General features: G+C 58.8%; 29 protein-coding genes. 11 read left to right on the top strand and 18 right to left on the bottom strand.

Translation table 11 applies throughout. The annotated features are described in order from the left end of the window. Positions 1-274 precede the first annotated feature (274 nt). From ACZ1HN_RS18420 to ACZ1HN_RS18400, 5 genes are all read right to left on the bottom strand, one after another. Entirely contained in the window at positions 275-1,006 is a 732-nt protein-coding gene (locus tag ACZ1HN_RS18420) for a hypothetical protein (RefSeq protein WP_472728538.1), read from the bottom strand. Then, entirely contained in the window at positions 999-2,954 is a 1,956-nt protein-coding gene (locus ACZ1HN_RS18415; RefSeq protein WP_472728537.1) for a DNA gyrase/topoisomerase IV subunit B, read from the bottom strand. The genes ACZ1HN_RS18420 and ACZ1HN_RS18415 overlap by 8 nt, the downstream gene beginning before the upstream one ends. A 64-nt stretch (positions 2,955-3,018) precedes the next feature. Further along, on the bottom strand, positions 3,019-3,678 hold the full coding sequence (locus tag ACZ1HN_RS18410) for an alpha/beta hydrolase family protein (protein ID WP_472728536.1): 660 nt from the start codon (positions 3,676-3,678) through the stop codon (positions 3,019-3,021). 63 nt (positions 3,679-3,741) lie between these two features. Beyond that, positions 3,742-4,605, bottom strand: coding sequence for an alpha/beta fold hydrolase (locus ACZ1HN_RS18405; RefSeq protein WP_472728535.1), 864 nt, complete (start codon positions 4,603-4,605; stop codon positions 3,742-3,744). Then, positions 4,605-5,894 (bottom strand): alpha/beta hydrolase family protein, encoded by a 1,290-nt coding sequence (locus tag ACZ1HN_RS18400; protein WP_472728534.1) that lies wholly within the window; start codon positions 5,892-5,894, stop codon positions 4,605-4,607. The genes ACZ1HN_RS18405 and ACZ1HN_RS18400 overlap by 1 nt, the downstream gene beginning before the upstream one ends. A 171-nt stretch (positions 5,895-6,065) precedes the next feature. Between ACZ1HN_RS18400 and ACZ1HN_RS18395 the strand changes: the two genes are divergently transcribed. The 3 genes from ACZ1HN_RS18395 (at position 6,066) to ACZ1HN_RS18385 (ending at position 9,038) form a co-directional block, all read left to right on the top strand. Then, positions 6,066-6,701: a DUF1007 family protein gene (locus ACZ1HN_RS18395; RefSeq protein WP_472728533.1), complete on the top strand. Its 636-nt coding sequence runs from the start codon at positions 6,066-6,068 to the stop codon at positions 6,699-6,701. Then, positions 6,689-7,573, top strand: a complete 885-nt coding sequence (locus ACZ1HN_RS18390; RefSeq protein WP_472728532.1) for a nickel/cobalt transporter — start codon at positions 6,689-6,691, stop codon at positions 7,571-7,573. Before ACZ1HN_RS18395 ends, ACZ1HN_RS18390 begins: the two co-directional genes overlap by 13 nt. 76 nt (positions 7,574-7,649) lie before the next feature. Continuing rightward, positions 7,650-9,038 (top strand): MATE family efflux transporter, encoded by a 1,389-nt coding sequence (locus ACZ1HN_RS18385; protein WP_299207259.1) that lies wholly within the window; start codon positions 7,650-7,652, stop codon positions 9,036-9,038. 51 nt (positions 9,039-9,089) lie between these two features. Here ACZ1HN_RS18385 and ACZ1HN_RS18380 read toward each other — a convergent pair whose 3' ends face one another. From ACZ1HN_RS18380 to ACZ1HN_RS18370, 3 genes are all read right to left on the bottom strand, one after another. Further along, positions 9,090-10,802 (bottom strand): calcium-binding protein, encoded by a 1,713-nt coding sequence (locus tag ACZ1HN_RS18380; RefSeq protein WP_472728531.1) that lies wholly within the window; start codon positions 10,800-10,802, stop codon positions 9,090-9,092. A 166-nt stretch (positions 10,803-10,968) separates the two neighbouring features. Then, positions 10,969-11,379 (bottom strand): hypothetical protein, encoded by a 411-nt coding sequence (locus tag ACZ1HN_RS18375; RefSeq protein ID WP_299207263.1) that lies wholly within the window; start codon positions 11,377-11,379, stop codon positions 10,969-10,971. Between the two features lie 13 nt (positions 11,380-11,392). Next, positions 11,393-12,595 carry a pyridoxal phosphate-dependent aminotransferase gene (locus ACZ1HN_RS18370; protein ID WP_472728530.1) on the bottom strand — a complete coding sequence of 401 codons (1,203 nt, stop codon included), beginning with the start codon at positions 12,593-12,595 and terminating at the stop codon, positions 11,393-11,395. 92 nt (positions 12,596-12,687) lie between these two features. Here ACZ1HN_RS18370 and ACZ1HN_RS18365 point away from each other — a divergent pair, with 92 nt between their 5' ends. The 3 genes from ACZ1HN_RS18365 to ACZ1HN_RS18355 all read left to right on the top strand — a co-directional run bounded on the left by ACZ1HN_RS18365 (position 12,688) and on the right by ACZ1HN_RS18355 (position 13,946). Then, the gene (locus ACZ1HN_RS18365; protein WP_299598603.1) at positions 12,688-13,086 is read left to right on the top strand and encodes a helix-turn-helix domain-containing protein; all 399 of its coding nucleotides are present in this window, start codon (positions 12,688-12,690) and stop codon (positions 13,084-13,086) included. Further along, positions 13,079-13,339, top strand: a complete 261-nt coding sequence (locus ACZ1HN_RS18360) for a succinate dehydrogenase assembly factor 2 (RefSeq protein ID WP_472728529.1) — start codon at positions 13,079-13,081, stop codon at positions 13,337-13,339. Before ACZ1HN_RS18365 ends, ACZ1HN_RS18360 begins: the two co-directional genes overlap by 8 nt. Positions 13,340-13,424: 85 nt before the next feature. Further along, positions 13,425-13,946 carry a MarR family winged helix-turn-helix transcriptional regulator gene (locus tag ACZ1HN_RS18355; protein WP_472728528.1) on the top strand — a complete coding sequence of 174 codons (522 nt, stop codon included), beginning with the start codon at positions 13,425-13,427 and terminating at the stop codon, positions 13,944-13,946. Here the strand turns inward: ACZ1HN_RS18355 and ACZ1HN_RS18350 are convergent. The 5 genes from ACZ1HN_RS18350 to ACZ1HN_RS18330 form a co-directional block, all read right to left on the bottom strand. Continuing rightward, entirely contained in the window at positions 13,940-14,695 is a 756-nt protein-coding gene (locus tag ACZ1HN_RS18350; protein WP_472728527.1) for a DUF1194 domain-containing protein, read from the bottom strand. The two genes, ACZ1HN_RS18355 and ACZ1HN_RS18350, sit on opposite strands and share 7 nt — an antisense overlap. Then, positions 14,692-15,393: a DUF1194 domain-containing protein gene (locus ACZ1HN_RS18345; RefSeq protein ID WP_472729351.1), complete on the bottom strand. Its 702-nt coding sequence runs from the start codon at positions 15,391-15,393 to the stop codon at positions 14,692-14,694. The genes ACZ1HN_RS18350 and ACZ1HN_RS18345 overlap by 4 nt, the downstream gene beginning before the upstream one ends. Next, positions 15,387-15,815, bottom strand: a complete 429-nt coding sequence (locus ACZ1HN_RS18340) for a VOC family protein (protein ID WP_299207279.1) — start codon at positions 15,813-15,815, stop codon at positions 15,387-15,389. Before ACZ1HN_RS18340 ends, ACZ1HN_RS18345 begins: the two co-directional genes overlap by 7 nt. Positions 15,816-15,885: 70 nt before the next feature. Continuing rightward, positions 15,886-17,265 (bottom strand): tetratricopeptide repeat protein, encoded by a 1,380-nt coding sequence (locus tag ACZ1HN_RS18335; protein WP_472728526.1) that lies wholly within the window; start codon positions 17,263-17,265, stop codon positions 15,886-15,888. Between the two features lie 5 nt (positions 17,266-17,270). Next, positions 17,271-18,233, bottom strand: a complete 963-nt coding sequence (locus ACZ1HN_RS18330) for a hypothetical protein (RefSeq protein WP_472728525.1) — start codon at positions 18,231-18,233, stop codon at positions 17,271-17,273. 207 nt (positions 18,234-18,440) lie between these two features. On the opposite strand from ACZ1HN_RS18330, the gene thyX reads away from it, so the two are divergent. From thyX to ACZ1HN_RS18315, 3 genes are all read left to right on the top strand, one after another. Continuing rightward, on the top strand, positions 18,441-19,346 hold the full coding sequence (thyX, locus tag ACZ1HN_RS18325) for an FAD-dependent thymidylate synthase (protein WP_472728524.1): 906 nt from the start codon (positions 18,441-18,443) through the stop codon (positions 19,344-19,346). After that, entirely contained in the window at positions 19,316-20,179 is an 864-nt protein-coding gene (locus ACZ1HN_RS18320) for a hypothetical protein (protein WP_472728523.1), read from the top strand. Before thyX ends, ACZ1HN_RS18320 begins: the two co-directional genes overlap by 31 nt. Before the next feature lie 630 nt (positions 20,180-20,809). After that, positions 20,810-21,094 (top strand): hypothetical protein, encoded by a 285-nt coding sequence (locus ACZ1HN_RS18315; RefSeq protein WP_472728522.1) that lies wholly within the window; start codon positions 20,810-20,812, stop codon positions 21,092-21,094. Here ACZ1HN_RS18315 and ACZ1HN_RS18310 read toward each other — a convergent pair. Beyond that, complete coding sequence (locus ACZ1HN_RS18310; RefSeq protein WP_472728521.1) at positions 21,091-21,423, bottom strand: hypothetical protein; 333 nt, start codon at positions 21,421-21,423, stop codon at positions 21,091-21,093. The two genes, ACZ1HN_RS18315 and ACZ1HN_RS18310, sit on opposite strands and share 4 nt — an antisense overlap. Positions 21,424-21,499: 76 nt before the next feature. Here ACZ1HN_RS18310 and ACZ1HN_RS18305 point away from each other — a divergent pair, with 76 nt between their 5' ends. Further along, a complete protein-coding gene (locus ACZ1HN_RS18305; protein WP_299207303.1) occupies positions 21,500-21,787 on the top strand; it encodes a hypothetical protein in 288 nt (95 codons plus the stop codon). Between the two features lie 69 nt (positions 21,788-21,856). Here ACZ1HN_RS18305 and ACZ1HN_RS18300 read toward each other — a convergent pair whose 3' ends face one another. After that, positions 21,857-22,063 carry a cold-shock protein gene (locus ACZ1HN_RS18300; RefSeq protein ID WP_039682550.1) on the bottom strand — a complete coding sequence of 69 codons (207 nt, stop codon included), beginning with the start codon at positions 22,061-22,063 and terminating at the stop codon, positions 21,857-21,859. 190 nt (positions 22,064-22,253) lie between these two features. On the opposite strand from ACZ1HN_RS18300, the gene ACZ1HN_RS18295 reads away from it, so the two are divergent. Further along, entirely contained in the window at positions 22,254-22,571 is a 318-nt protein-coding gene (locus ACZ1HN_RS18295) for an arsenate reductase family protein (protein ID WP_299742909.1), read from the top strand. Here ACZ1HN_RS18295 and ACZ1HN_RS18290 read toward each other — a convergent pair. The 3 genes from ACZ1HN_RS18290 to bufB are packed head-to-tail and all read right to left on the bottom strand — an operon-like array spanning position 22,568 to position 24,759. After that, on the bottom strand, positions 22,568-23,131 hold the full coding sequence (locus ACZ1HN_RS18290; protein WP_299598562.1) for a DoxX family protein: 564 nt from the start codon (positions 23,129-23,131) through the stop codon (positions 22,568-22,570). The genes ACZ1HN_RS18295 and ACZ1HN_RS18290 overlap by 4 nt on opposite strands. Positions 23,132-23,135: 4 nt before the next feature. Next, positions 23,136-23,894 (bottom strand): HvfC/BufC N-terminal domain-containing protein, encoded by a 759-nt coding sequence (locus ACZ1HN_RS18285; protein ID WP_472728520.1) that lies wholly within the window; start codon positions 23,892-23,894, stop codon positions 23,136-23,138. A 4-nt stretch (positions 23,895-23,898) separates the two neighbouring features. Continuing rightward, on the bottom strand, positions 23,899-24,759 hold the full coding sequence (gene bufB / locus ACZ1HN_RS18280) for an MNIO family bufferin maturase (protein ID WP_472728519.1): 861 nt from the start codon (positions 24,757-24,759) through the stop codon (positions 23,899-23,901). Positions 24,760-24,761: the final 2 nt, after the last annotated feature.

Genomic DNA, 24,761 nt, shown 5'->3' with positions numbered 1-24,761 from the left:
TACAAGGGCGGACTCAAGCCGCAGGCGTCGGCCCATCCAAGCGCCTGCAAGGCAGGCGCGTAGACCGGCAGCGTATTGCGTAGCAATACGCGAGAGGGGCCGGGCCGCCCCCTGGCACGGCGATATGGTTGGTGGAGGCGCGTCGTTCAGATCGAAGATGTACGTGGCAGCCATAAAGCTCTGCTGCGGAGAGGTCGGATCACCGCACCGCGGTCCGTCGACGGGGGTACCTTTGCCTGCTAATGAAGTAGCTCTGTTGGAGTGTCGCGCTGCATCATTCAAAAAGAATGATCTGAACTACTCTAAGTGTGAGATCTGCACTGGGTATTAGAAGTAGCAGATAACCAATAGTTGCGAAAGTTAGGCAAAGAGCTAACTGGGGGCGTTTCTTCCTGGTTTCTCGAAAATAAGTCTCAGAAAGAATGGATAATAAAATACTTCTATGTCTTCGCTTGGCTAGTTCGTAATCAACTCTGGAATAATCAGGAAGATCTTCTATGCGAGTAGAGTTGTGCAGCAGATTCTGTCCGCTGTGCGACCATTGTGCCTCCCGCCAGAATAGCTCCCAGTCGTCATCATAATACTTCCCATCTTGGGTCCACGGGTCGAAACCGCTATGTCGAATTTCATTATGTAATTGCAGGAAGTGTCGAGAAGGTGCGTATGTGAAGAAGTAGTTCGTATACTCTTCTAGACTTTCTCCTAGCTTCATAGCATGTGGCCTAAGAAGGCGGTAACAAACATTAGCCATTGCCAAGAAAAGGAACGCGACAAATAGAAATCTGAGTCTCGCATCTGGATCAAGAAATACTGTAGTACGCAAGTCATTGGTCAGATTTTTGAATGTGAATTCTTCTGCAATGAAATCGTTGAAGATGAGTATGTACCCGAGAATAGGTACGAACGCAGAAGCTTTCGCCACGTGACCATTTAAATAGGTCGCATAATCATCCCATGTTAAATTGTACTTGAAGTGAGACCAGTTGGAACTGATCCTCTCAAACATCCAACTCCTCCACAAACCGCGCATTCTCCTGAATATACTGAAACCGCATCTCCGGCTTCTTGCCCATCAGGCGCTCCACGAGGTCTCCGGTCTCACCCGGTTCATCCTCGTCAATCGACACGCGGATCAGCTTGCGCGTCGCGGGGTTCATGGTGGTGTCTTTCAGGTCCTTCGCGTCCATCTCGCCCAGACCCTTGAAGCGGGACACGTCGATCTTGCCCTTGCCGCCCAGACCGCTCTCCATCAGCGTGGTCTTCTCGACCTCGTCCAGGCAATAGACCCGCTTGGCCCCTTGCGTCAGACGGAACAGAGGCGGGCAAGCCAGGTACAGGTGGCCCGCATCGATCATGGGCCGCATCTGGGTGTAGAAGAACGTCATCAGCAGCGCCGCGATATGCGCGCCATCGACATCCGCGTCGGTCATGATGATGACCTTGTCGTACCGCAGATCATCGATGTTGAACTTGGCCCCAAGGCTCACGCCAAGCGCCTGCGTCAGGTCCGAAATCTCGGCATTCGAGCCCAGCTTGGACGAGGCTGCGCCCAGCACGTTCAGGATCTTGCCGCGCAGGGGCAGCAGGGCTTGGGTCTTGCGGTCGCGTGCCATCTTGGCCGACCCGCCAGCCGAGTCGCCCTCGACAATGAATAATTCCGTGCCATCGCGTGTTGATGAAGAGCAGTCCACCAATTTGCCGGGAAGCCGAAGTTTCTTAGTGGCGGACTTGCGTTGTGTTTCTTTCTCGGCCCTCCTGCGCAGCCGTTCCTCGGCGCGCAGGACCAGAAAATCAAGGATGGCGCCGGCGGATTTCGTGTCGGCGGCCAGCCAGTTGTCAAAGTGGTCGCGAACCGAGTTTTCGACCATGCGTTGCGCCTCGACCGTGGCAAGGCGATCCTTGGTTTGTCCCACGAACTCAGGTTCGCGGATAAAGCAGGATACCAGTGCGCCAGCCCCCGTGATCAGGTCTTCGCGCGTGATGGTGCCGGCCTTCTTGTTGTTCACCAGCTCGCCATAGGCCTTGATCCCCTTCAGGATCGCGGCCCAGAACCCGGCTTCGTGTGTGCCGCCCTCGGGCGTGGGCACGGTGTTACAGTAGGATTGGATGAACCCATCGCGGCTGGGCGTCCAGTTGATCGCCCATTCGACCTTGCCCGGCACCTTGAACTTCTCAAAGGACACCGACCCGGCAAAAGGGGCGTCGGAATAGGTGGTGGCGCCGCCCAACGCTTCGGTCAAATAGTCGGACAACCCGCCGGGAAAGTGGAATGTCGCCTCTTGCGGCGTATCGCCATCGGCGATCGCCGACTTCCAGCGGATTTCCACGCCCGAGAACAGGTAGGCCTTGGACCGCGCCATCTTGAACAGGCGGGCGGGTTTCAGTTTCAGCGACCCAAAGATTTCCGGATCGGGATGAAAGGTAACGGACGTGCCGCGCCGATTGGGTGCCGCACCGATCTTTGCCAATGGCGCCTGTGGGACGCCACGGGAAAACTCCATGGCAAACAGCTCGCGATTGCGCGCCACTTCCACGCGCAAATGGTCGGACAGGGCGTTGACCACGGAGGACCCGACCCCATGCAGACCACCAGATGTTTCGTAACTGTCGCCCGAGAATTTGCCGCCCGCATTCAGCGTGCAAAAAATGATTTCCAACGCGCTTTTGGACGGGTCTTTGGGATGCGGATCGGTTGGAATGCCGCGGCCGTTGTCACGCACGGACACATGACCGTTCTCGTGCAACTCAACCTCGATCCACGTGGCGTGCCCGGCCACGGCCTCGTCCATCGAGTTGTCGATGATCTCGGCCACCATGTGGTGCAGTGCGCGGTCATCCTTGCCCCCGATATACATGCCCGGGCGCAGGCGCACGTGCTCCATATCCTCCAGCACCTGAATGGAGGAGGCATCGTAGTCAGAAGGCCCATTGGCCCCGGCAAGAAGATCGGACATGGCTGCTGCTCTTTGTTGGTTGCAGCGCACTATGCCAGAGCCGGTCAGACGGGGGAAGAGCGTATCAACTCGGCCAGTGTGCCCGTAGATGCCCCGACGTCTGCTGTTCGTCAATGACCTTGCGGTAGTGCTTCATACTGTGATCCGGGCCAAAGACTGAGCGGCGTGCGCGGGCCCTGTGGACGTGCCCCATATGGTGAAACGATCCAGGCAGATTGCACACGGCGTCATCGTCGCGGTTGATGCACAGGCACAGGTTGGAATGCTTGATGGCACCGGGGCTGCGGCGCGGGCGCGGGGCGGCGAACCCGATACCGGGCACGCCATAGGTACGCACAAGGATTTGCGTTGCAGCCGCCCCAAGCGAATGACCGATGATATATTTCGGGCGGTGGTTCTTCTTTTGCAGCCAATCAAAGATCGATTTAGCATGGGCCAGAAACCCCTGATGCCACACGGTGCCTGACGCACCCCGTTCCGTGTCATCATCCGCCAGCCGGTATCGCTTGCCGCCGATGTTCAGAACCCGCAGGTTGTACTTGAGGTAATCCATCACCGAATTCGATCCGGGGATCAGCAGGATGTCTCCCTTGAGGAAGATCGCCTGAACGTCATTTTCGTCCAGACTGTCCCGCCACGCGTTTGCCAATGAAGCATTGCTTCTGCCTTTGTAGGAGGCTTCGGCCATCTGAGCGGCCAGCTTGATATCGTAACTATGGCTCATGAAAATGTCTCCGTGCTTTGAAATGCGACAACTATGACGCGATCAAAGCCACTTGGGAAGACATCAGCCGAGCCAGTTGGAGACGATATCCGCGACAGAGTCGGGTTGTTGGTGCAACAGCCAATGGTCTGCACCGGAAACATGCGCGCGGGTCAGCGACGGTGCGAAGTCTTCCAGACCTTCCGTCGATATTGGCAACAGCGCCGTGTCGCCATCTGCCCAGACCAGCAGATGCGGACAATGTACCTTCAGCCGATCCAGGGGCAGGTCGGGCATTTCTACGGGCACGCCGGGGTCAGCCACGATCAGAGGCGAGGCGCGGTACCAGTTGATCATGCCGCGCAGCCCTGATTGCCGCCACACGGCCTTGTAGGCGTCCAACCTGTCACCGGCGAGCCAGCTCATGTCCATCTTGGCCGAGAACAGCTTGAGAAGCTTCCCGAAATCATCTGCGGCAAGCGTATCTTCGGACCCCTTGCTGCGCAGGAAGTTGATGTACTGGGATGCCTCGGATTGTGCTCCACCCGCCGCCATCTCGCGCTGAAAGGGGACCGGGTGCACACCGTTGGCAATGATCAGGTGCGACACCAAATCGGGTCGGAACATGGCCAGGCCATAGGCGACAGAGGCGCCCCAATCATGGCCCATGACAATCACGGGGCCGCGATCGGTGATAAGGTGCACCATGTCACCAACCAGTTTCGACGTCGCATATTCACCAACATCATCGGGCGCATAGCTCGCACCGTACCCGCGCTGATCGGGGGCTACACAGTAATAACGATCAGACAGACGTGTCGCGATCTCATCCCACGCGCCGCCATATTCGGGAAACCCATGCAGCATCAAAATCATCGGATGCGCCGGGTCCCCCCATGTCCTCACCGTGAACGTGTGCCCGCCAAGTTCGCGTGTGGTGACGTCCATCACTGACCCTTTGGCAGCGTTTCGAACCGCAGACCCTTGGCCGTGCGCGGCGCAAATCCCTGCCAATAGGTATGATCCTCGGTCGGGTTGCCCGCATCATCAAGGTCAACCAGCCCGTTGCGGGAATCGGGCACCAGCTCAAGATACTCGGCCTTGGCCGCATCACCCTTGAGGTGTAGATCGAAGAACACCGTGGCGAAGTGCTGGGCGATGTTATTCATTCGCGTCGTATCCCACACCGCATCGGCATAGTGCTCGAAGGGAAGGAAATCGAGACCCTCAACAGGCTCCCAGCTTTCTATGGGGGCCGGGATCGGGGCCGCGGCGTTGTGATTGGCATAGTCAAACGTAAGCAAGTGTCGATCCGCGCCCACCGCGCCGGTAAACAGCTCCCGCATGGCGTCATAGACGGAAACATCGTCATCCCCGCCTGCCATAAACATCGTGGGCACGCGCAGGCCAGCCGTCCCGCTTGTATCCCAGAACCCCGCGTTGTTGCCCCAAGGCCCAATGGCGATGATCGCTTTGACGCGGTCATCCATCAGGGCCTCGTGGCTGTCGGACATGGCCAGATGCGCCTCCAGCAGATCATTCGGCGCCCCCCAGCTGAACTCGGTCGAGGCTTGGGTGACACCCGCACCCCCAAAGATCAACGCACCATAGCCACCCATGGAATAGCCCACGACGCCTGTATGATCGGCATCAATGATGTCGCCCAACGGCCCCTGCAATTCAGCCATGTGATCCAGCACAAAGGCTTGGTCCAACGGGCGGTTGTACAGGGTCGATCCAAACGCGGCTTGGTCGGAATAGGTGCTGTCCGTGTGATCAATCGACACAGTGACATACCCCTTGGATGCAAGGTTTTCGCCCAAATGGCTCATTAGGAAACGGTTCCCGGGATACCCATGGCTGATGATCACCAAGGGAAAACGGGTGCCGCTTGCAGGTTGTGCATCTCGCGCGGCGCGACCGTTCAACGTGACCTCGGTTGCTCCGTCACGCAGGATGGCGGTGTATGTGCCGCCTTGCTCTGTCCCCTCCGCTGCCGGATACCAGACTTCCAGTGTCAGGGGGCGATCATAGGTGGGCATGGTCTTGCCCTTAACATTCACGACATCGATGCTGTCGGGAATTGTCACGTCAAGGGTTTGCACACCGATTGGGAAGGCACCGTACTGCGCCAATGCAGGTGCGTCCGGGCGAATTTGATCAATCGAGTTCGCCCAAGCGCCAGCCGTGGTCAGGGTTGCGGCCAGCGCCGGACCTATTGCGCGTGAGAGAGTCATGGGGGCATCCTTTGGATAGATTCAACCTATGGTAATGCTTTTCCTACTGTGACAGAGCCACCCTCAGGTGCAAGTGGTGATCTGTGTAACAACGCCTCCGAACCGGGCGGGCTGTCGCGCAATATGCAAATCGGGGTTGAGGCGGCGCACCGCCTTGCCTAAATCTGGGCAATGTCATTTCGTCGATCTCTTGCCGTTGCCGCGGCTTTGGTCTTGTCCGCCAATGCGGCGTCGACCCATCCGCACGTGTTCGTCGATACCAAGCTGAAGGTTGTGGTCAGTGCCGATGGCACTTTGGAAGGCGTCGAGGTGCATTGGACCTATGACGAGTTCTATTCCATGCTTTTGATGGCAGATCTGGGACTGGATCCAGATGGCGATGCCGAACTCACGGATGCCGAGCTGGCCCGATTGAATGGTTTCGACCTGCAATGGATCGAAGGGTTTGAAGGGGACAGCTACGCGACGCGCAACGGAACCTCCGTGGCGCTTGGAAAGCCGTCCGGACGGGGCGTCTCGGTCAGCGATGGGCGGATCACGTCCGCGCATTTTCGACCCGCCCGTGGTCCGGCCGAGGGGGTCATCCTCAAGGCATATGATCCGACATTCTACACGGCGTATCACTTGATCGGCCCGGTCGCCATGGATGGCCCGTGTACCGCAACAATCCAGCCCGCTGACCTTGATGCGGCGTATACGCTGGTGGAAGAGCTGTTGTACGCCACGCCAACGGCTCAGGCCGAAGAGTCTTATCCGGAAGTCGGTGAGTCCTTTGCTGACAAGGTCACGCTGTCATGCGCGGGCTAAGGATCGGGGTTCTTCTGGCCTGTGCCGCAGCGCTTCTCTGGCTCTTTGGCTTTGGCGGCATGGCAGATATCGGTCAATGGGCCGCCGCCCAGCAGCGTGAAACGCAAACGGCGCTTGCGGGTGGTCTGCGCGCCGTCCGGGCAGGGGAGCCGGGCGCATGGTTTGCCCTGATGGGCGTTTGCGCAGCCTACGGTTTCTTTCATGCGGCCGGGCCGGGACATGGCAAGCTGGTAATCGGGGGCTACGGCGCCGCCGAGCAGGTGACCGCGTGGCGCTTGTCATGGCTGGCGGTGGCATCTTCCCTGGCGCAGGCGCTGATGGCGGTGCTGCTGGTGGCGCTCGGGGCATGGGTTCTGGGATGGGGCCGCAGCGAATTGACGGACGCGGCCGAAAAAGTGCTGGCCCCCGCCAGTTACATGGCGATTGCGCTCGTCGGGCTCTGGCTGATGGTGCGCGGCATGCGCCGTGCGCGCAGCGTCGTTTTGCATTCCATTGACGAGAATGGGCATTGCAGCAGTTGCGGTCACGCACATGGACCCAGCGTCGATCAGGCGGCTTCGGTGTCTTCATGGCGGGATGCGATTGCCATCATCGGCTCTATCGCCATACGGCCCTGCACCGGGGCCGTGTTCCTGTTGATCCTCTGCTTTGGTTTCGGCATCCCGTGGGCAGGGGTCGCGGGGGCTTTGGTCATGGGGTTGGGGACGGCCAGCGTCACGGTCCTTGTGGCACTTGTCGCGGTCAGCGCACGGGAATCGGCGTTTTCGGGCTGGTCGGGTGCAGGCAGCATCCGCGCCATGGGTGTGATCGAGATCATGGCCGGCGCATTGATCGCACTCGTTGCGACAACGCTCGTTTGGCCGTTGCTCTAAGGGGGAAGGGCGGCATCCCGTCACCCGTGTGACGCTGGGGCTTTTCTTGCACAAAAAGCAGGCGTAAGGGTGGGACATGTCCACCCAAAAGATGTCATATGGCGCGCATGCGCGTGCAATCCTTGCCCTTGGCCTGCCGCTGATCGGTGGGCACCTCGGACAGATTGCAATCGGCGTGACCGATACCGTCATGTTGGGCTGGTACGGGGTCGAGGAACTCGCGGCCCAGGGCGTTGCAGGCAGCCTGTTTTTTGTTTTGTTCCTCATGGGCTCAGGCTTTGCCTGGGCCGTGATGCCCATGGTCGCATCGTTCCATGCCGAGCGGGACGAAACCAACCTGCGCCGTGCCACGCGCATGGGGCTGTGGTTGAGCTTGGGCTTTGCGGTGCTGGCCTTGCCGGTCATGGTCATGGCCGAAAGCGTGTTGCTGGCGCTGGGACAAACCGAACAGGTGGCGGCCCTCGGGGCCGAATACCTGAGCATCGCGGGCTGGGGGATCATTCCGGCCCTGCTCGTCATGACGTTCAAAAGCTATCTGGCCGCGCTCGAACGGACCCAGATTGTCCTTTGGATCACCCTGGCGGCTGCGCTGACCAACGCGTTGGCAAATTATGCGTTCATCTTCGGAAACTGGGGTGCGCCGGCATGGGGGATCGCAGGCGCGGCGGTGGCATCGCTGGTGACGCAATTCGTCATGGTGATCGGTGTTATCGGCTATGCGCTGATCGTGCTTCCCGAACACCAACTGCTCAAACGGCTCTGGCGTCCAGATTGGGAGATGTTGGGCAAAGTGTTTCGCCTTGGGCTGCCCATCGGTCTCACCAACCTCAGCGAGGTCGGGCTGTTTGCGGCCTCTGCGTTCATGATGGGGTGGCTCGGAACCATTCCGCTCGCCGCGCACAACATCGCGCTGCAATTGGCGTCCATCACCTTCATGGTGCATCTCGGGCTCAGCAATGTTGCAACGATCCGGGCAGGCAACGCCTATGGCCGGGGTGATCTGGACCACATGCTGCGCGGCGCCCGCACCGTCATCGTGATGAGCCTTGGAATGGCCGTTGCCACGATCGTCCTGTTCATCGCGCTGCCTGAACCTCTGATCTCACTGTTCATGGACCGTGATGAACCCGCGCGGAACCAGATTCTCGAAATCGGAGTGCTGCTGCTGGCACTCGCCGCACTGTTCCAGCTGGTGGACGGCGCGCAGGTGATCGCGCTGGGCCTGTTGCGCGGAGTGCAGGATACAACGGTGCCCATGGTCCTTGCCGGGGTGTCTTATTGGCTGGTTGGAATGCCCGCCTCTTACATTCTTGGGTTCGTACTGGATTGGGGTGGTCCGGGCATCTGGCTGGGCCTTGTGCTTGGGCTGGCCTGCGCCGGCGTGGCGCTCATGCTGCGGTTCTGGACGGTGTCCGTGCCGCGACTGGGACGCATTACCGGACAGAGATCTGTCTCGGCCCAATGAAAAAGGACAGGGCAGTGAACAAGCCCCGTTCCTCTCTCAATTCCACTGTGTCTAAAGAATGAAATCCGCCGCTTCGACCGCATTGACCCAGACCAATTCGATCATCTCGTCGACTGCGCCATCACCATCACTGTCGATCTGCACAAAATCGCCGTCAAACAGCACCTCGGCCCGTGTGCCCGAGAACGTGTTACCCTCAACGAATGTCAGACCCCCAAAGGCGGTCAGGTCGATCTTGTCGATGATGGAGGTAAAGCCCCTGATCTCGTCCATCGTGCCATCTGTCGTGCCGCTGTCGCCCGGGTTGAAGACAAATACATCGCGTGCCTCGATGTCTTCGTAGTCAAGGATCAGGTCAGCCCCGGCGCCTCCCGCGACGCGATCTGCTCCATCGCCGCCAGATACGGTGTCGTTGCCTGTGCCACCCGACAAAACATCGATCCCATCACCGCCGTGCATGTCATCGTTGCCGCCGGATCCGATCAACCGGTCGTTCCCGTCGTTGCCGCGGATGCTGTCATCGCCGCCCTGACCGTAAATTGTGTCGTCACCTTCTCCGCCGTGCAGCGTGTCCTGCCCGGCTTCTCCCCTCAGCAGGTCATTGCCTTCATCGCCGCTGATAGAGTCATTGCCACCATTGCCGTTGATGTCGTCGTCGCCTTCGCCTCCGCGCAAGGTGTCGAAACCGCCTGCACCCCGCAACGCGTCATTTCCATCACCGCCAGTGACACTATCGTTCCCCGCGCCAGCCAGAACAGTGTCGTTGCCGCTGCCACCATGGGCATTGTCCGCGCCGCGGCCAGCGAACAGCACATCGTTGCCTTCATCGCCCCATAGGGTGTCGTTGCCGCCATCCGCACGCAGACTGTCATTGCCTATGTCGCCAGACAGCACGTCATTGCCTATGCCGGCCCAGATCGTGTCGTCACCTTCGTTGCCATACAAGCGATCATTACCCGCACCGCCGTTGACGAAATCATCGCCTTCACCGCCGCCAAGCCTGTCTTCGCCGTTTTGACCAAGCAGGGTGTCGTTGCCACCTTCACCCCACATCTCATCAAATCCGACCTGACCATTAAGATAGTCGTCGCCGTCACCACCGGCCGAGGTGTCGTTGCCACCGCCGCCAAACACCGTGTCATCGCCAGCCCCTGCCCAAATCTGGTCGTTTCCAGCGCCCGCGGTAAAAATTTCATGTGCCGCATCTGCCAAGGCAAAGCTGTAGTCGCCGGATCGCAGGGTTTCGGCGGCGTCCGTGCCGTACACCCGGCTTTCGCCGTTGACGAAATAATTTATCCACCCCGCAACATCGGTGACGCGCTCGTTCTCATTGCCGTCTTCATTTTCGAACCGGCCATCAACGATGTCGAAACCGAGGTGGTAGATCGCGTCAGCCACTGTATCGATGAAGTCGCGCCCCCGGAACTCCAAGGCACCGCCATCACCTTGAACAAGGTGAAACCCGGTTTCCTCGTTGCCCTCGTCGTCGCCGTGTCCCTCAATGAACGCCGCATAAAGGGCAGCGTTGTTCTGAATGTATGCGGACAGGATGTACAAATCTTCAGGTGTCAAAATGCCGTCGGTATTGACGCCGGTGGCGGTCATCGCCGTTTCGAACACTTCGTTCATTTGACGCGCGGCGTCCGCGCCGCCTTGGATGTCCTCGGGATAAATGTTTGCGATCAGGCCCGGTTCTGCCTCAACAAGCTCTGCAATGGTCTCCAGACCGTTGGGTGTGATCGGCGCGATGGGTGGCTGGGGCATTTGCATGTCTCCTGGCTGATTGATCGATCCAGCCAGTGCCGCCAAGCCGTTCCATTGCCTAGCATCACCTACACCGCCGCATATCGTCGGCGGAAAGTGATCAAATTTGTCTTAAGAAATTACATAATTTCAGTGCCTATCCGCCGAGCGGATGCGACGGACCGTATCAGCCTTTCGTCCCTTTCATCAGGCGGTCTGCCTTCTTGCGCACCAGTACGGATCTCAGATCGTGCATCGCCAGCAGCAGGGCGTCAGTCACGTCTTCTAACTGATCCTCTGTCGCGCGGCTTTGCGCCCAGTGGGTGGTCAGGTTCAGGTAGTCAATCGCGCGGTGAATGTCGTCAATGTCGCGATGGGCCAGCACCTGGGCCCGGTTTTTCATCCATGCCTCGATCCGCGCCAGGTCGTCGGGCGACAGGGTGCGATCGCCATGGGGCTTGATCTCGCCATTGCGGATGTTGACCACCGCGATCTGGTCCATCTCGATCCGGCGTTGCCGGTTCTCGGTATCCACCCGAAACACCGCCGCTCCGTTCTCGCGTACACGGAAGTAATAGTCAGGAAGCTCCGCGCCCATATGCCAACCCTCGTTATCTCAGCCCCGCACAGAAGGTCTGGATGCGGGTGCAGGCCTCTTTCAGGGCCTCGTCCGACGTAGCGTAGCTGACGCGGAAGTTTGGCGATAGCCCAAAGGCGGCACCAAACACGACCGCAACGCCGGTCTCTTCCAGCAGCGCTGTGCAAAATGCCTCGTCATCGACAATCTTTGTGCCTGCGGCTGATGTCTTGCCGATGCAGCCCGCGATGGACGGATAGACATAGAACGCCCCGTCCGGGACCGGACAGGCGATGCCTTCTGCGGCGTTCAGCATCTCGACCACCAGATCACGGCGGCGCTTGAATACATCGTTGTTGGGCGCAATGAACTCTTGCGTGCCGTTCAAGGCCTCGACTGCGGCGTATTGGCTGACCGAACAGGGGTTCGACGTGGATTGCGACTGCACCTTGCGCATCGCCTTGATCAGCTCTTCGGGTCCCGCGGCATAACCGATGCGCCAGCCGGTCATGGCATAGGCTTTGCTGACCCCGTTGACGGTCAGAGTGCGGTCATAGAGGCGCGGTTCGATCTGGGCTGGGGTCGTGAACTCGAAGTCATCATAAACAAGGTGTTCGTACATGTCGTCCGTCATCACCCAGACATGGGGGTGACGCATCAGCACGTCGGTGATCTCTTTCAACTCCTCGCGGGTATAGCCCGCACCGGTCGGGTTAGAGGGCGAGTTGAAAATCAGCCACTTTGTCTTGTCGGTGATGGCGGATTCCAGCTGATCGGCGGTCAGCTTGAACCCGGTCTGAAGCGATGCCTCGGCGATGACCGGCGTGCCACCTGCCAACAGAACCATGTCCGGGTAGCTGACCCAGTAAGGGGCAGGGATCACCACCTCATCGCCCTCGTTCAGCGTCGCCATCAGCGCGTTATACAGGATCTGTTTGCCACCCGTACCGACGGTCACTTGTGCCGGGCTATAGTCCAAACCATTGTCGCGCTTGAATTTTTCGACAATCGCCTGCTTCAGCTCTGGAATGCCGTCAACCGGAGTATACTTCGTCTTGCCAAGCGCGATGGCCACCACGGCCGCATCCTTGATGTTCTGCGGCGTGTCAAAATCCGGCTCACCAGCACCAAGGCCGATGATATCCTTGCCCTGCGCTTTCAGCGCAGCCACCTGGCCTGTCAGGGCGACAGTCGGGGACGGTTTAACGCGGTCGAGTGTCGCGGAAAGGAATGTCATGTTGGCCTCGGGGCGTTAGGACGTTATCGAGACCCTCATAGGCGGCGTAACCCGCGCGATCAAGCGCCAGCGCCGAGAAGGAGAGCAATCCCATGGACGATCAGCAGGACTGGTACAGCGCCGAAGCGGCAACATTCGGTGACCGAGTGGCCGGCGCACGCGAGCAGGCCGGCATGACCCAAAAGCAGCTTGCCAAGCGTCTTGGCGTGCGGCTGGCGACACTGCGTGCTTGGGAAGACGATCTGAGTGAGCCGCGCGCCAACCGTCTGTCGATGATGGCGGGCTTGCTGAATGTTTCGATGATGTGGTTGATCAATGGCGAAGGCGAGGGGCTCGACGCGCCCGTGGTCGAAGAGCCGCTGACCGCCGATATGCGTGATCTGCTGACCGAAGTGCGCGACATGCGTTCGGACATGCTGGCGCGCGCCGAACAACTGGGTCGGCTTGAGAAAAAGCTGCGCGTCGCGATGCAGACCCCAACCGATGTCTGACGAGCCGCGTGAACATCGCTTGAAGCGGCTGCACATGCGATCGATGCGCCGCGGGATCAAGGAAATGGACCTGATCCTGTCAACCTATGCCGGGCGCCATCTGGCGGATATGACGGATGCCGAACTGGACGTGTATGACACCTTGCTGAACGAGAACGATCAGGATCTGTATCGGTGGGTGACCGGGCAAGAGGCTGCGCCAACACATCTCGCTGATCTGGTCGGTGCGGTGTCACGCACGTTTCAGCCCTAAAAATAAGGGCCCCGGCGCATTTAACTGAATATTTCCGAATCAACCGCATCTTCTGGCCAGAGCAGATGATGTCGGAGAAAAACGGATGAGCATTCAGGACCCTATCGGCCAGGTCCCAGGCATGGCCGACAAAACGGCTTCCAACGCAGGCTTCATGGTGGGTTACCTTGAGGCGCTATCGCTGGTCGAACGGCTGCACCGTTTGCTGCTTGATGTGATCAAGGACGAATTCGAACGGGTCGGTGTGCTCGAAATCAACGCGGTCCAGGCGCTGCTGCTGTTCAATATCGGCGACAACGAGGTGACGGCAGGCGAATTGAAAAGCCGCGGTTATTACCAGGGCTCGAATGTCAGCTACAACCTCAAGAAGCTGGTCGAAATGGGCTACATGCACCACCAGCGGTGCGAAATTGACCGCCGGTCTGTCCGGGTGCGCCTGACGGAAAAGGGGCGCAAGATCCGGGACGTGGTGAACGAACTGTTCCTGCGCCATGCAGATGGCCTGCAATCCAAGGGCGTGCTTGGCCCCGAAGGGATTATTGACATCACCGCGTCGCTCAAGCGCATGGAACGGTATTGGACAGACCAGATCCGCTATATCTATTGATCGTCTTGGCCCGGAATACCGGGCCCTGACGGTAGGGACGCTGCCCCAAGGATTAGCGTTTCCAGTTCCCGTTCCAGCTTGCGGGCCATGGCGGCGGGGTAATCCTCGAAACCCAGCGCGGTTTCAACGAAGCTGTCCGATCCAACAATCACATTGTTCTGGAAATAGGTGGAAAGCGCTGAGATTTCGCCTTGCTGCACATCTCCCATGCCCGGCGCGTCCACCCCGATCACCAGGGCATTGATGGTAATGCCGGTATCTTCCAACTCAGGCTTCACATCCACGGGGCGGATACCAAGGTTCGACTTGCCATCCCCCGACAAGTCCAACGTACGCTTCCAGCAGTCCGGACGTTGCGCCAGATGCGCCGCGCCCTCGCGCATGGCCAGACCAAGCGCCGTGCCGGGGCTGGCCTGTCGCCGCTCGGTCGCCCGCAACTGACCGATCACAGCATTCAGAACTGCCGTATTGTCAATCGCTGTCCAGGGCAGGATCACTTCCGGGTCTTCCGGCCCACTCCATTCATAAACCAGCAGATGCACAGGCGCGGACGGCACCTGCAACAGGGCCTGGCGCACCTTGCCGCTGTCCAGAGCAGCCGCCAACCCATCCATCTGCAAACGATACTCCAGGGCATCGACCGATCCCGACACATCCAGCCCCAACGCCAGTGCCTGACGACAGGCCGTCTCGGCCCCGGCACTTGTTGCGGCCATGCACGCGGCCCAGATAAGTGCCGCGCGGATCATCCGTCGCTGCGGTGCAGGTCAAGCGCACCGATCACGGGCGGCGTCAGCTCGCGCTCAAGTTTCCGGCGCATCGCACGCTCGTAGTCCTCAAACCCCTGCGCCACCTCCAGAAAGGCACCGGGGCCACGCAACACCTCACGCTTGTAGAACTCGATCAACATGGTCTCCGATGTAAATTCGGCTGCATTCACAACCAAACCATTCACCGTCACTTCGTCAAAGGCAAACTCGCGATAGGCAAGTTGGGGGCCAAAGCCTTCGTTGTTCTGCCCGTCTCCGGCCATATCAATGGTGCGGTACAGGCAGGACGGCGCACGCCCCAGCATTTCGGCCCCGAAACCAAGAGCATAGCCCATCGCCGTAGGGAACTCGTTGTGGGACCGCTTGCTCGCGGCGACGGTTTCGGCAGCGCTCAGCAGCGCCGAGGGACTGTCGATCAGGGTCCAGTCCAGCACAACCTCCTGATTGTACCGCCCCGACCATTCGTACACGGCCAGTGCCACGGGCGCATCAACGGCAAAGAAAGCTGCGCGCACCTCGGGGGCCGTCAGGGCAGCCACCAGGCCGCCCCGCTGCAACTGGTCCTCGGTCGCGTCGACGGATGATGACACATCAAGGGCCAACAGCAAGGCCAACCGACACGCCGCCGCGGGGGATGCGGCGACGCAGATGGCCAAAACGGCCGAAATTCTTACCAATGGCCTGTGTTTTCCATGCTGGCCCATGGCTCGGCCGGGGGTAGCGGATCGCCGGCCTGCAACAGCTCGACCGACACGTTGTCAGGCGACCGGACAAAGGCCATGTGCCCGTCACGCGGCGGACGGTTGATGGTCACACCATTGTCCATCAGGTGTTGGCACGTCTCGTAGATATTATCGACGCGGTAGGCGAGGTGTCCGAAATGACGACTGTCATCGGGCAAGCCTTCATCGCCATCCCAGTTGTAGGTCAACTCGACAGGGCATTCCGGCTGCTCGGGCGGGGCCATGAAAATCAACGAAAACCGACCGCCCTCGCTGTCATGGCGCCGCGTCTCCTCAAGGCCCAACAGTTTGTAAAATGCCATCGAGGCGTCCAGGTCTTTCACCCGGACCATTGTATGCAGATAGGTCAGTGCCATGTGGGCGGTCTCCGTCAGGGGATTGATGTCGTCCTAACCTAACACACGGCCCCAAAGGGGCCAGCACCTCTCAGAACTTTGATTGGATACCCAGAGTGATGGTGGTTTCGTCGATCTCAAACCGGTTCACATTGGACGACCTGCGGCCCGTGCGAAGGCGGATCGTGGGTGCGAAACCCGCGAAATCATAATCGGCAAAGAACAGGGATACGTCACCATACAGGCTTTCGTCTTGGCGCCCACCGTCCACAGTGCGAACAAGACGGTAGTCCTCGTAATCCGTGTAACCAAATGTCAGGCCAGTCGAAATCTGGATCGGTCCCAGTTGTTTGCCAAATGTATAGTTCGCACGCAGGCTGGCTGTCTGGTAATCGGCATTTACAAAGTCACCCGTAACGTCTTGCACGGTCAAGCCAACGCTGACCTTGTCGCCTCTTTTCAGTTTGTGGCTCACAGTCGCACCCAAAGTCACCACGTCAGTGTCGCGAATTGTTCCACGTGTGGAAAAGCGTCTTTCGGCACCGGTGCGGAGCGTCAGATTGCTTGAAGGCGACAATTTGATTCCGCGGCTGAGGTTCAACTTCAAGAAATCATATGACCGATCACCCCCGAACCAACTGGCCCCCAACGCGCCACCAAGGCGCAAGGAATTCCCCGGCGCGCCAAGCGCAAGCGCGTGATCGATCCCGGCTTCGACATAAGTCGATGCGAAATCACTGTTTTCCACATTCGGAGCAATGTCCTCGGCACTTTTCGACAGATCGACCCGTCGCGTGTACAGGCGTCCCATTACCGACGTCTGGCTTTTTTTGCTCTGCGCGATGCGGTACCGCAGCTGAACATCCAGGGTGCCGACAGTCCCGGGCAAGGCGCGCGAACTGCCATTGAATACGCCCAATGTCGGTACGTCGTTGATCACTTCAAGCACATTATCGGTGCCGTTATTCACATTGTCGGATGGGGCAACCGACAGATTGATGTTGAACCGCAGCGGATTGGCCCTGCGCACCTTGGCGTAGTCCCGCGATAGCACCTCATCCTGTTGGGGGCTCTCGGAATGCGTCGCGGCCAGCCGTAGCCAGACCTGCGATGCCGTCGGGCGTTCCTGTTGGAAGGCAATGCTTGCCGCTGTTCGGGCCGCGCCGAACTTTTGTGCGGGCGTTTCGCTATGTCTGTAGGATAGGCGAGCTGCTGAACGAGCCTCTTTGGGATCGTTCAGGAGCGAATGGGCCGCCGCCAAGACGCCATGGGCATAAGCGTCTTCAGGATCGGCGCGCACCAGCACCGTCGCGACATCCCGCGCAAGATCAAAGCGCCCGGCATAAAGCGCCTGGCGCGCCAGAATGCGGGCCTGCTCAACCGTGAATGTCTGGCTGTCGTCTGCCTTGGTGTCCGGCGCACCTGCTGACGCCCAAAGCGTCAGCAGAGCGGCCAAAAGCGCGCGCTTCATAGGCTTTATGGTTGCAGCGCGTTGACACAGATCGGGTCGGTGTTCCCTTCGACACAAAGGTCAAGAACAAAAACGCCGTGCTCGATTTCCCCGTCGAAACTGTCAGTGAAGTCTGTGACCCGCGTCCCGCCTGCTACAAATTCCCCGGACGGTCCTCCGATCACACCCGCAAAGTCTCCGATGTCTGATGAGCTATCAATCGGGAAGTCGGGGTCGGATTCATCCTGTTCAATATTACCGCTGAACGCACCGTCGCCGGTCAGGGTGCCGTCCACCAACACAATGTCGGGCAGATCGAAGTCGCCAACGGCAGTACGGGCAAGCCGGTCATAGACCTCGCCTTCAACCGACATATCATTCAGGTCAACGTTGATGAACATCAGTCCACGAACGTATGCGGTTTGGCTCGGTGTGTTCACATCCGGATCTACACCGGTCGTCGGCAGCAGGTCTGTGACCGGACCCGCAGTATTCAGTCCGGCGGCGTAGTTGCCGTAATATGTCACATCAAAGCGGCTTTCCGGTGTCGTTGGCGGTGCATATGAGCCGGTGCGCTCAAAAAATGTACCGCCGAAGAATGTATTGAACTGAGGACCTGTCATAACAACGCCGGCTTGTACGCCATTTCTGCTGGCGACAAATGCGGTGGCGTGACGCCCGACCCCGTCATTCTGGCCCGTAAAGGTCTCGTATCCGTCTACAAAGCTCGTAGAGATATGTCTGTATTCGTTCGCGATTGGAACACCGTCCTGGGACAGACCAGTGACGGTCAACGTGTTGGTGGCTGCATTGAAACTGATGGCCTCCAGATCACCCGCAATGGCCTCAGGAACGGCAAGGGGGTCCGTGGGATCCGTTGGCGTCGTGGGAGTTCCGCCATTATCTGTCTCATCCTCGGTTTCCCGAGGGCCATTGCCACATGCCGCCACCAGAGCGGTCAGTGCGCACACTGCTACTATCCGTTTCATGCCTGAAAACCTTTGCGGTCTATGTCCTGCCTCTTTTGTGGCAAGAAAGCGCCGTAACCCCCCAGAAGTCAACGGTTTCGTAATCGTACTGATTCGCACCGCCCGTGAACCGTTGCCAAAAAACGACCCCGATCTAGCGGTTCTCATCAGCCAATCCACAATATAAGGTGTAGGCCTGATAGATTCTGTGGATAAAGGACGCGCCCCATGCCGCTCAGCCCCGAACAGCTTGCCGAAATCGAAGAGCTGCGCAGCCACACGCAGCCCACGCTCCGTGCCACCGTCCCGGGGATGGAGGCGCATCTCTACAAAGCCCAGCCTGTGCTCGACCACGGCTTTGTCCGCGTCATCGACTACATGGGCGACGACAGCGCCATCTGCCAGGCCGCACGCGTCAGCTATGGCAAGGGCACCAAATCCGTCCAGAACGACGAAGGGCTGATCCGCTACCTCATGCGCCACTGGCACTCGACGCCCTTCGAGATGTGCGAGATCAAGCTGCACGTCAAACTGCCCGTCTTCGTCGCCCGCCAGTGGATCCGTCACCGCACCGCCAACGTGAACGAATACTCGGCCCGCTACTCGATCCTCGACCGCGAATTCTACATCCCCGAACCTGACGCGCTTGCCGCCCAATCGGTGGTCAACAACCAGGGCAGGGGCGAAGCGCTCACCGGTGAAGAGGCCCAACGCGTCCTCAACTACCTGCGCGACGACGCCATGCGGTCCTATGACCATTACGAAGAGATGATCTCCCAAGACGGCCAACAGGGCCTCGCGCGCGAGCTTGCCCGCATGAACCTGCCCGCCAACATCTACACCCAATGGTACTGGAAAGTGGACCTGCACAACCTTTTCCACTTCCTGCGGCTGCGCGCGGACGCCCACGCCCAATACGAAATCCGGGTCTATGCCGATGCAATCTGCGAGATGGTCAAGGATTGGGTGCCTGCGGCGTATAAGGCGTTTGAGGATTACCGGATGGGTGGGGCGACACTAAGCGCTACAGCTCTTGCGTGTATTCAGAGAATGCTGAAAGGTGAAGAGGTCACGCAGGAGAATTCAGGAATGAGTAAAGGCGAATGGAGAGAGTTTATTGGCATTCTGGAGTGAGCGAACTCCCAAAGCTTATTACAAAGTATCACAAAGCCGAAGACCAAGGATATGTGAGCGCTGGCTCAATTAAATTGGGAAATACCAACGAGTATAGACGCGCGGAAATAGATGGTAGTCTCGACGCCCGCGGGGATGCATATGAAGGCATCCGTGCTTTGACTTCAACGCCTCCAATTTTGTCCGACACTTCGGCAAATCCAAGTATTAATCTCCCAAAAGATTACAACGTCGGAGATAGAACAAGACGTTTTTTGGAAGAGTCGAAAGCTAGAGCAGAGTATTTTGGTAGCCTTCCGCCGAACTGGTATGTTGGCGACTCTGTGTCGGCACTAAGTATGAATGCTTGGGTTTTTTGCGCTTCTATTGGGACACACAATCCATCACACCACGCGAAAGTAATGTATGGAGATAAAGAAACTGGCTATTCTGGAAACCCGGATCTACAGCGCTATTGGACAATGGAGACCGAAGTATTCATTAACATTCTAGATGATGCGCTCCGCAAACATGAGAAATACAAAAGAGTCGATAAAGATGCGCCAATCATTTACGTCTCAGACGTCACGTATGACTGGAGTTTCCAGCCTGAAAGGCGTGCAATGGATATTTTGGATCCACCTAGTTCACTGAGTGATTCGGATATAGTAAAGCTCCTATGCACCAAAAGGCCCACCTTTTCAGTGGAACGTGAAATTCGTTTCATTGCACGCACGGACGAGAGGCCGTCGATTTCGTCCCGAGATGGACCTCTTCTCGTAAAGGACGAACGTTTTGCTGCCTATATAGCGAACTTTGGTATATTGACGAAGTGGTCGAATAACCCGAATTAGAAGGTTGTGCAGATTTGCCCGGCACGGAATCAAGGCCAAAGGCCGCCGTGCCAGCGCCGGACCGCCCCCGGGCTGGCGCTACATCACCACCAGCGCACCGCCCCACCAGACTCACTCACACCACAACCATAAACCGCGCCGCATCACCGTCGCAGCGCCAACCCGCGGCCCGGCGCTGACCCGGCTCCGCGCCAAAACCCAACGTCGCATGGCGGGATGAAATCCCGCCATACCGGGGCGTATCAACCAACCGTAGGGCGGGATTTCATCCCGCCGCGCCCTCATCTCAAACCCACCCAAAACCCAATAAACCTGCGCCCCGTTAACCCTGCATCCGACCGCATCCGCGCGCCTTCCACAAAAATGTGCAGTTTCGCCGCCAAAACATGCACTTTCCGGAAAACGCGTAATTTCCCCCGGAAATCCGACGCATCAAAATACGCAGTTTCTCAATGAAAGTATGCAATTTTCCCCAATTCCTCCCTGATCCCCGCCGTGCATCGCACCCCATCTCTATGGGTAAACACAAGGCACGCCGCGTTCATCGCGTGGTGAGGTTTGACGCCGCTTTTCACCAAACTTGACGAAATACTTATCCACAGAGCGTCATGAAACTGTTACTTTAGGTCCATGATCAGAGCAGCAGCACTTCTCACTCTTCTGGCCAGCCCCGCCGCGGCCACACCCACACCCATTGCCGAGATCCTTTGCGCCCCCACCAAGCAGATGCAGCAAAAGCTGGAACAACAGTTCCGCTCGGCCCGCACGGCCTCTGGCATGCGCAGCCCGGATCAGATGATGGAAGTGTGGACGGATGCGCGTGGCGATTGGGCCATGGTGGTGCGCTATGCCAGCGGCACCTCATGCATCGTCGCGATGGGAGAGCATTGGGAAGAAACGGAAAATCCGACCTAGGGCGCCGCGCGGTCCCGCAACTGCGCCACCAGCGCACCGTTCTGATCTTCCCACATTTTCCAGACCCGATACCCTTCGATCTGAGCCCACGGCCCAGTCAGATCGCCTGCGAAATGGGTCTTCACCGCGTGGTAATGCCCCATGCAGCGCGCCCATTCGGTCGGGGACGGGAACTGCGTTTCCGCCGACACTTCGCACGCGTAGTAGAGGGACAGCAGGCGCATCAACTCGGTCATCGGAATACCCGTGGGTTGTAGTGACTGTTTCCAGCCTAGCCACAAACCGGCAAATTCCGAGTAAATCATGCGTGCGGTGGTGTGATCAGCCAAAAAAACTGGACTTGTGATCAGCCAAACGGCATCGTTTGCATAGATTTCGTGGTGTGTTGAAGGAATGAGGGAAGATATGCCATTCACCAAAGTGATGACAGCCGCTGCGGCCTTTGTGCTTCTCGGGGCAGGGGCGGCCCTGGCGCAGGACCAAGCCGGCCCCAAGGTTTACGCCTTTCACAGCCAGCACAATTACTGCCCGGCAGGTCTGCAACCTGTGACAATCGATGGCACCATCTGCTGTGGCCGTCCAAACCAGGACATCAGCTACCAACAGGCACTGGCCCACGCAGCAGCCAAGAAACGGCATCGCGTCCGTCAAAGCAGCTGCCCGGTTGGCACCAAGGGCTGCACGTTCAACTGATCACCGCGTACATCAATGCAAGCGGCGCAGGATAGGCTCGTGCGCCGCTTTGTCGCCTGTGTCAGGGGGTCAGAGCAGTTTCAGCTCGCCAGCCATCTGGCGCCCATCCCTGCCTTCCAGCAGTTCGAAACTGACTTTTTGGTTGTCGGCCAGCCCGGTAAGCCCGGACCGTTCGACGGCTGAAATATGTACAAAAACGTCTTTGCCGCCCTCATCCGGAGCAATAAATCCGTAGCCTTTCGTGGTGTTGAACCACTTCACGGTGCCAGTTGGCATGTTCCCGTGCCTCCTTTACCTTGCAGTCTCCCCCAAACGCGGAACATCGTGCCAGGGGCCGTCATCGCGCCAGCAATATCCAGACGCTGCCGCCACTTAATGAGATTGCACTTATGGCGCGAAATTCAAGGTTGAGGGGTGTAATCCGCGCGGGTTGCCGCTTAATTCAACGCAAAGGGCAGAGGTGGATATGGAAATATACGGATTGAAAACATGCGACACCTGTCGCAAGGCGATCAAGGCGCTGTCAGAGGCGCGTTTTGTGGACGTGCGGGCCGATGGCGTGCCCGCAGATGTGATGGCTGCGGCTCTTGCCAAGTTTGGCGACAAGCTGGTGAATACGCGATCCACCACATGGCGCGGCCTGTCGGACGCTGAGCGTCAGGGAACGCCGCAAGACTTGCTTGGAGCACACCCCACATTGATGAAACGGCCGTTGGTCGCTGATGGCGACACTCTGCACCTTGGATGGACCAAAGATGTGCAGGCGGCGCTCGGCGTGGCCTAGGCTTCGGCAAGCGCAGGTTTCGGGGCAAGGGCGCGGTCAAAGGACAGCGGCCCGGCCCCCTTGACCACCAGCACCAGCAGCAGGAACACCCACAATGAACGCTGGTCCATGATCAGGCTGTTTGATGGCGCATCGAACCAAGCCCCCAAAACCAGCCCGTCGCCCCATTTGTCATGGCCATTCAGGTCGGTCAGCGATTGCACCACGATGAAGCCAATCATCCCAAGCGACGCGAGGCGCGTCAGCAAACCCGCGATGATCAGCAAGGGCAATACGAATTCTGCAACCGTGCCTGCCGTGACCACAGCCCAATGATACAGGCTCAGTTGGGTCACGTCGTAGCCCACATTCTCCATTACCTTGGGAAAGATCTGTGCATAGGCGCCCAGCGAAGGCTGGAAGATGCCAAAGATCCCGTCGCCCAGCTTTGTCATCCCGGAGACCCAGAAATACACAGCAAGCACTGCGGCAAACAGGAAACGGGCCAACGTCGGCAGCAACCAGTCAGCGCGTTCAAGCGGGCCAAAGATCGCAGTATGTAGACGGGAAAGGGCGGTCATTGGGTCATTCCTTTGGGGTGATCATGTCAGTAAGGGCGTTGTGCTGGATCAGAAGGGTCAGCAACGGGCCAAGGTCGAATTCGGGGTCCATTTCCGTGGCCGCATCTACGGCCTCTTCCAATGTGGTATTTGCACGGATGGCACTCAGCCATGCGAATTGCGCGTCCGAGATAGCATGGCGTTCCGGGTCGAATTCCGTGCGGGTCACCAATACAGACTGGGCAATCCCGCGCGGCTTCTGCGCGCCGTCTTCCATGTTGTACCGCCAGATATCCAGGATCGGCCAGCGGGATGACAATATCTGCACGGCAGGGGTCAGCCGAAGGCGGGTGCGCATCAAGACATCGGGGTCGACTGCCCCCAGTCGGGCCGCGTCCAGCGGTATACTGTCCGCCGCGTGATAGGATTGGCGCACCGCCAACTCCAGTCGTGCGACATCCGAAAGATAGCCGATATGTGCCAGCGGCTCGAACTTATCGAGAAACGCAGGCAACACATCTCCATAGTGCATCATCAGCGGGGACGCAGGCGGATGTGCACGCGCAAACAGACGGGCCAGCTGGTCAAAATTCTGATCGCCCAACAGCTTCACCAGAACCGGAAAACCAGTGCGCATTGCGTCGATCAGGGCGACTGTCACGTTGTTGCGATACACCGAAAAGCGGCGGGTCGTGGGGCGCCCATCTCCGTCAGTCAGGCCGTCCGGTACTGGACTGTCCGGATCAAGGATGGCCGCGCGAAAGTCGGATTGCGAGGCTGCCATGGCGCTACCCGGCGTTGATCGTGGCCAGCGCGGCCGCGGCGCGATCAGCTTCGGTGCGCAGGATGGGCCATTCTGGCACGTCATTGTCCCATTCGACCAGAACGGGGGCAGGGCCCGTGCCTGCCAGCGCATGATTCAGCAGGGCCCAAACAGGCTCTGCGGCCTCGCGCCCATGACTGTCGATCAACAGTGGCGCGCCATGATCATCCTCGTCTTCGTCATGGCCGCCAATATGGATTTCGCCGGCAGCTGACAGGGGATAGGCATCCAGATATGACTGCGGCGTGTAGCCAAGGTTGGTGGCTGAGATGAACACGTTGTTCACATCCAGCAGCAGGCCACAGCCTGTGCGGCGCACCAGTTCAGCAAGGAAATCCGTCTCGGACCACGTGCTTTCGGCAAAGGCAAGATAGCTCGACGGATTCTCAAGCAGCATCCGACGACCCAGTGTCTCTTGCACCTCGTCGATGTGATCCGCAACGCGGGTCAGGGTCGCGTCGGTATAGGGCAGGGGCAGCAGGTCATCCAGAAACTCGGCACCATGGGTGGACCACGCCAGATGCTCGGAAAAGCTGGCGGGTTCCAGCCAGCCGACAAGATGTTTCAAACGGGCAAGGTGATCCGGATCAAGGCGGCCTTCGCCACCGATCGACAGACCCACGCCATGCACAGAGATAGCAAAGTCATCACGTAGTGCGCGCAATTGAGCATGTGGGCGTCCACCGTCGCCCATGTAGTTTTCTGCGTGCACTTCGAGCCACTTGACGGGGCCGGGGGCGGTGCGCAGTTCGGTGAAATGCTGGGCTTTGTAGCCAACGCCGGGGGCGGATGGCAGGCGAGGCGGTGTCAATGTCGCATCCAGCATGT

Source organism: Tateyamaria sp. GN1-10 (genome assembly GCF_055693845.1).
Note: the sequence above shows the minus strand (reverse complement) of the source record. Positions and strands in the feature narration are given on the sequence as shown.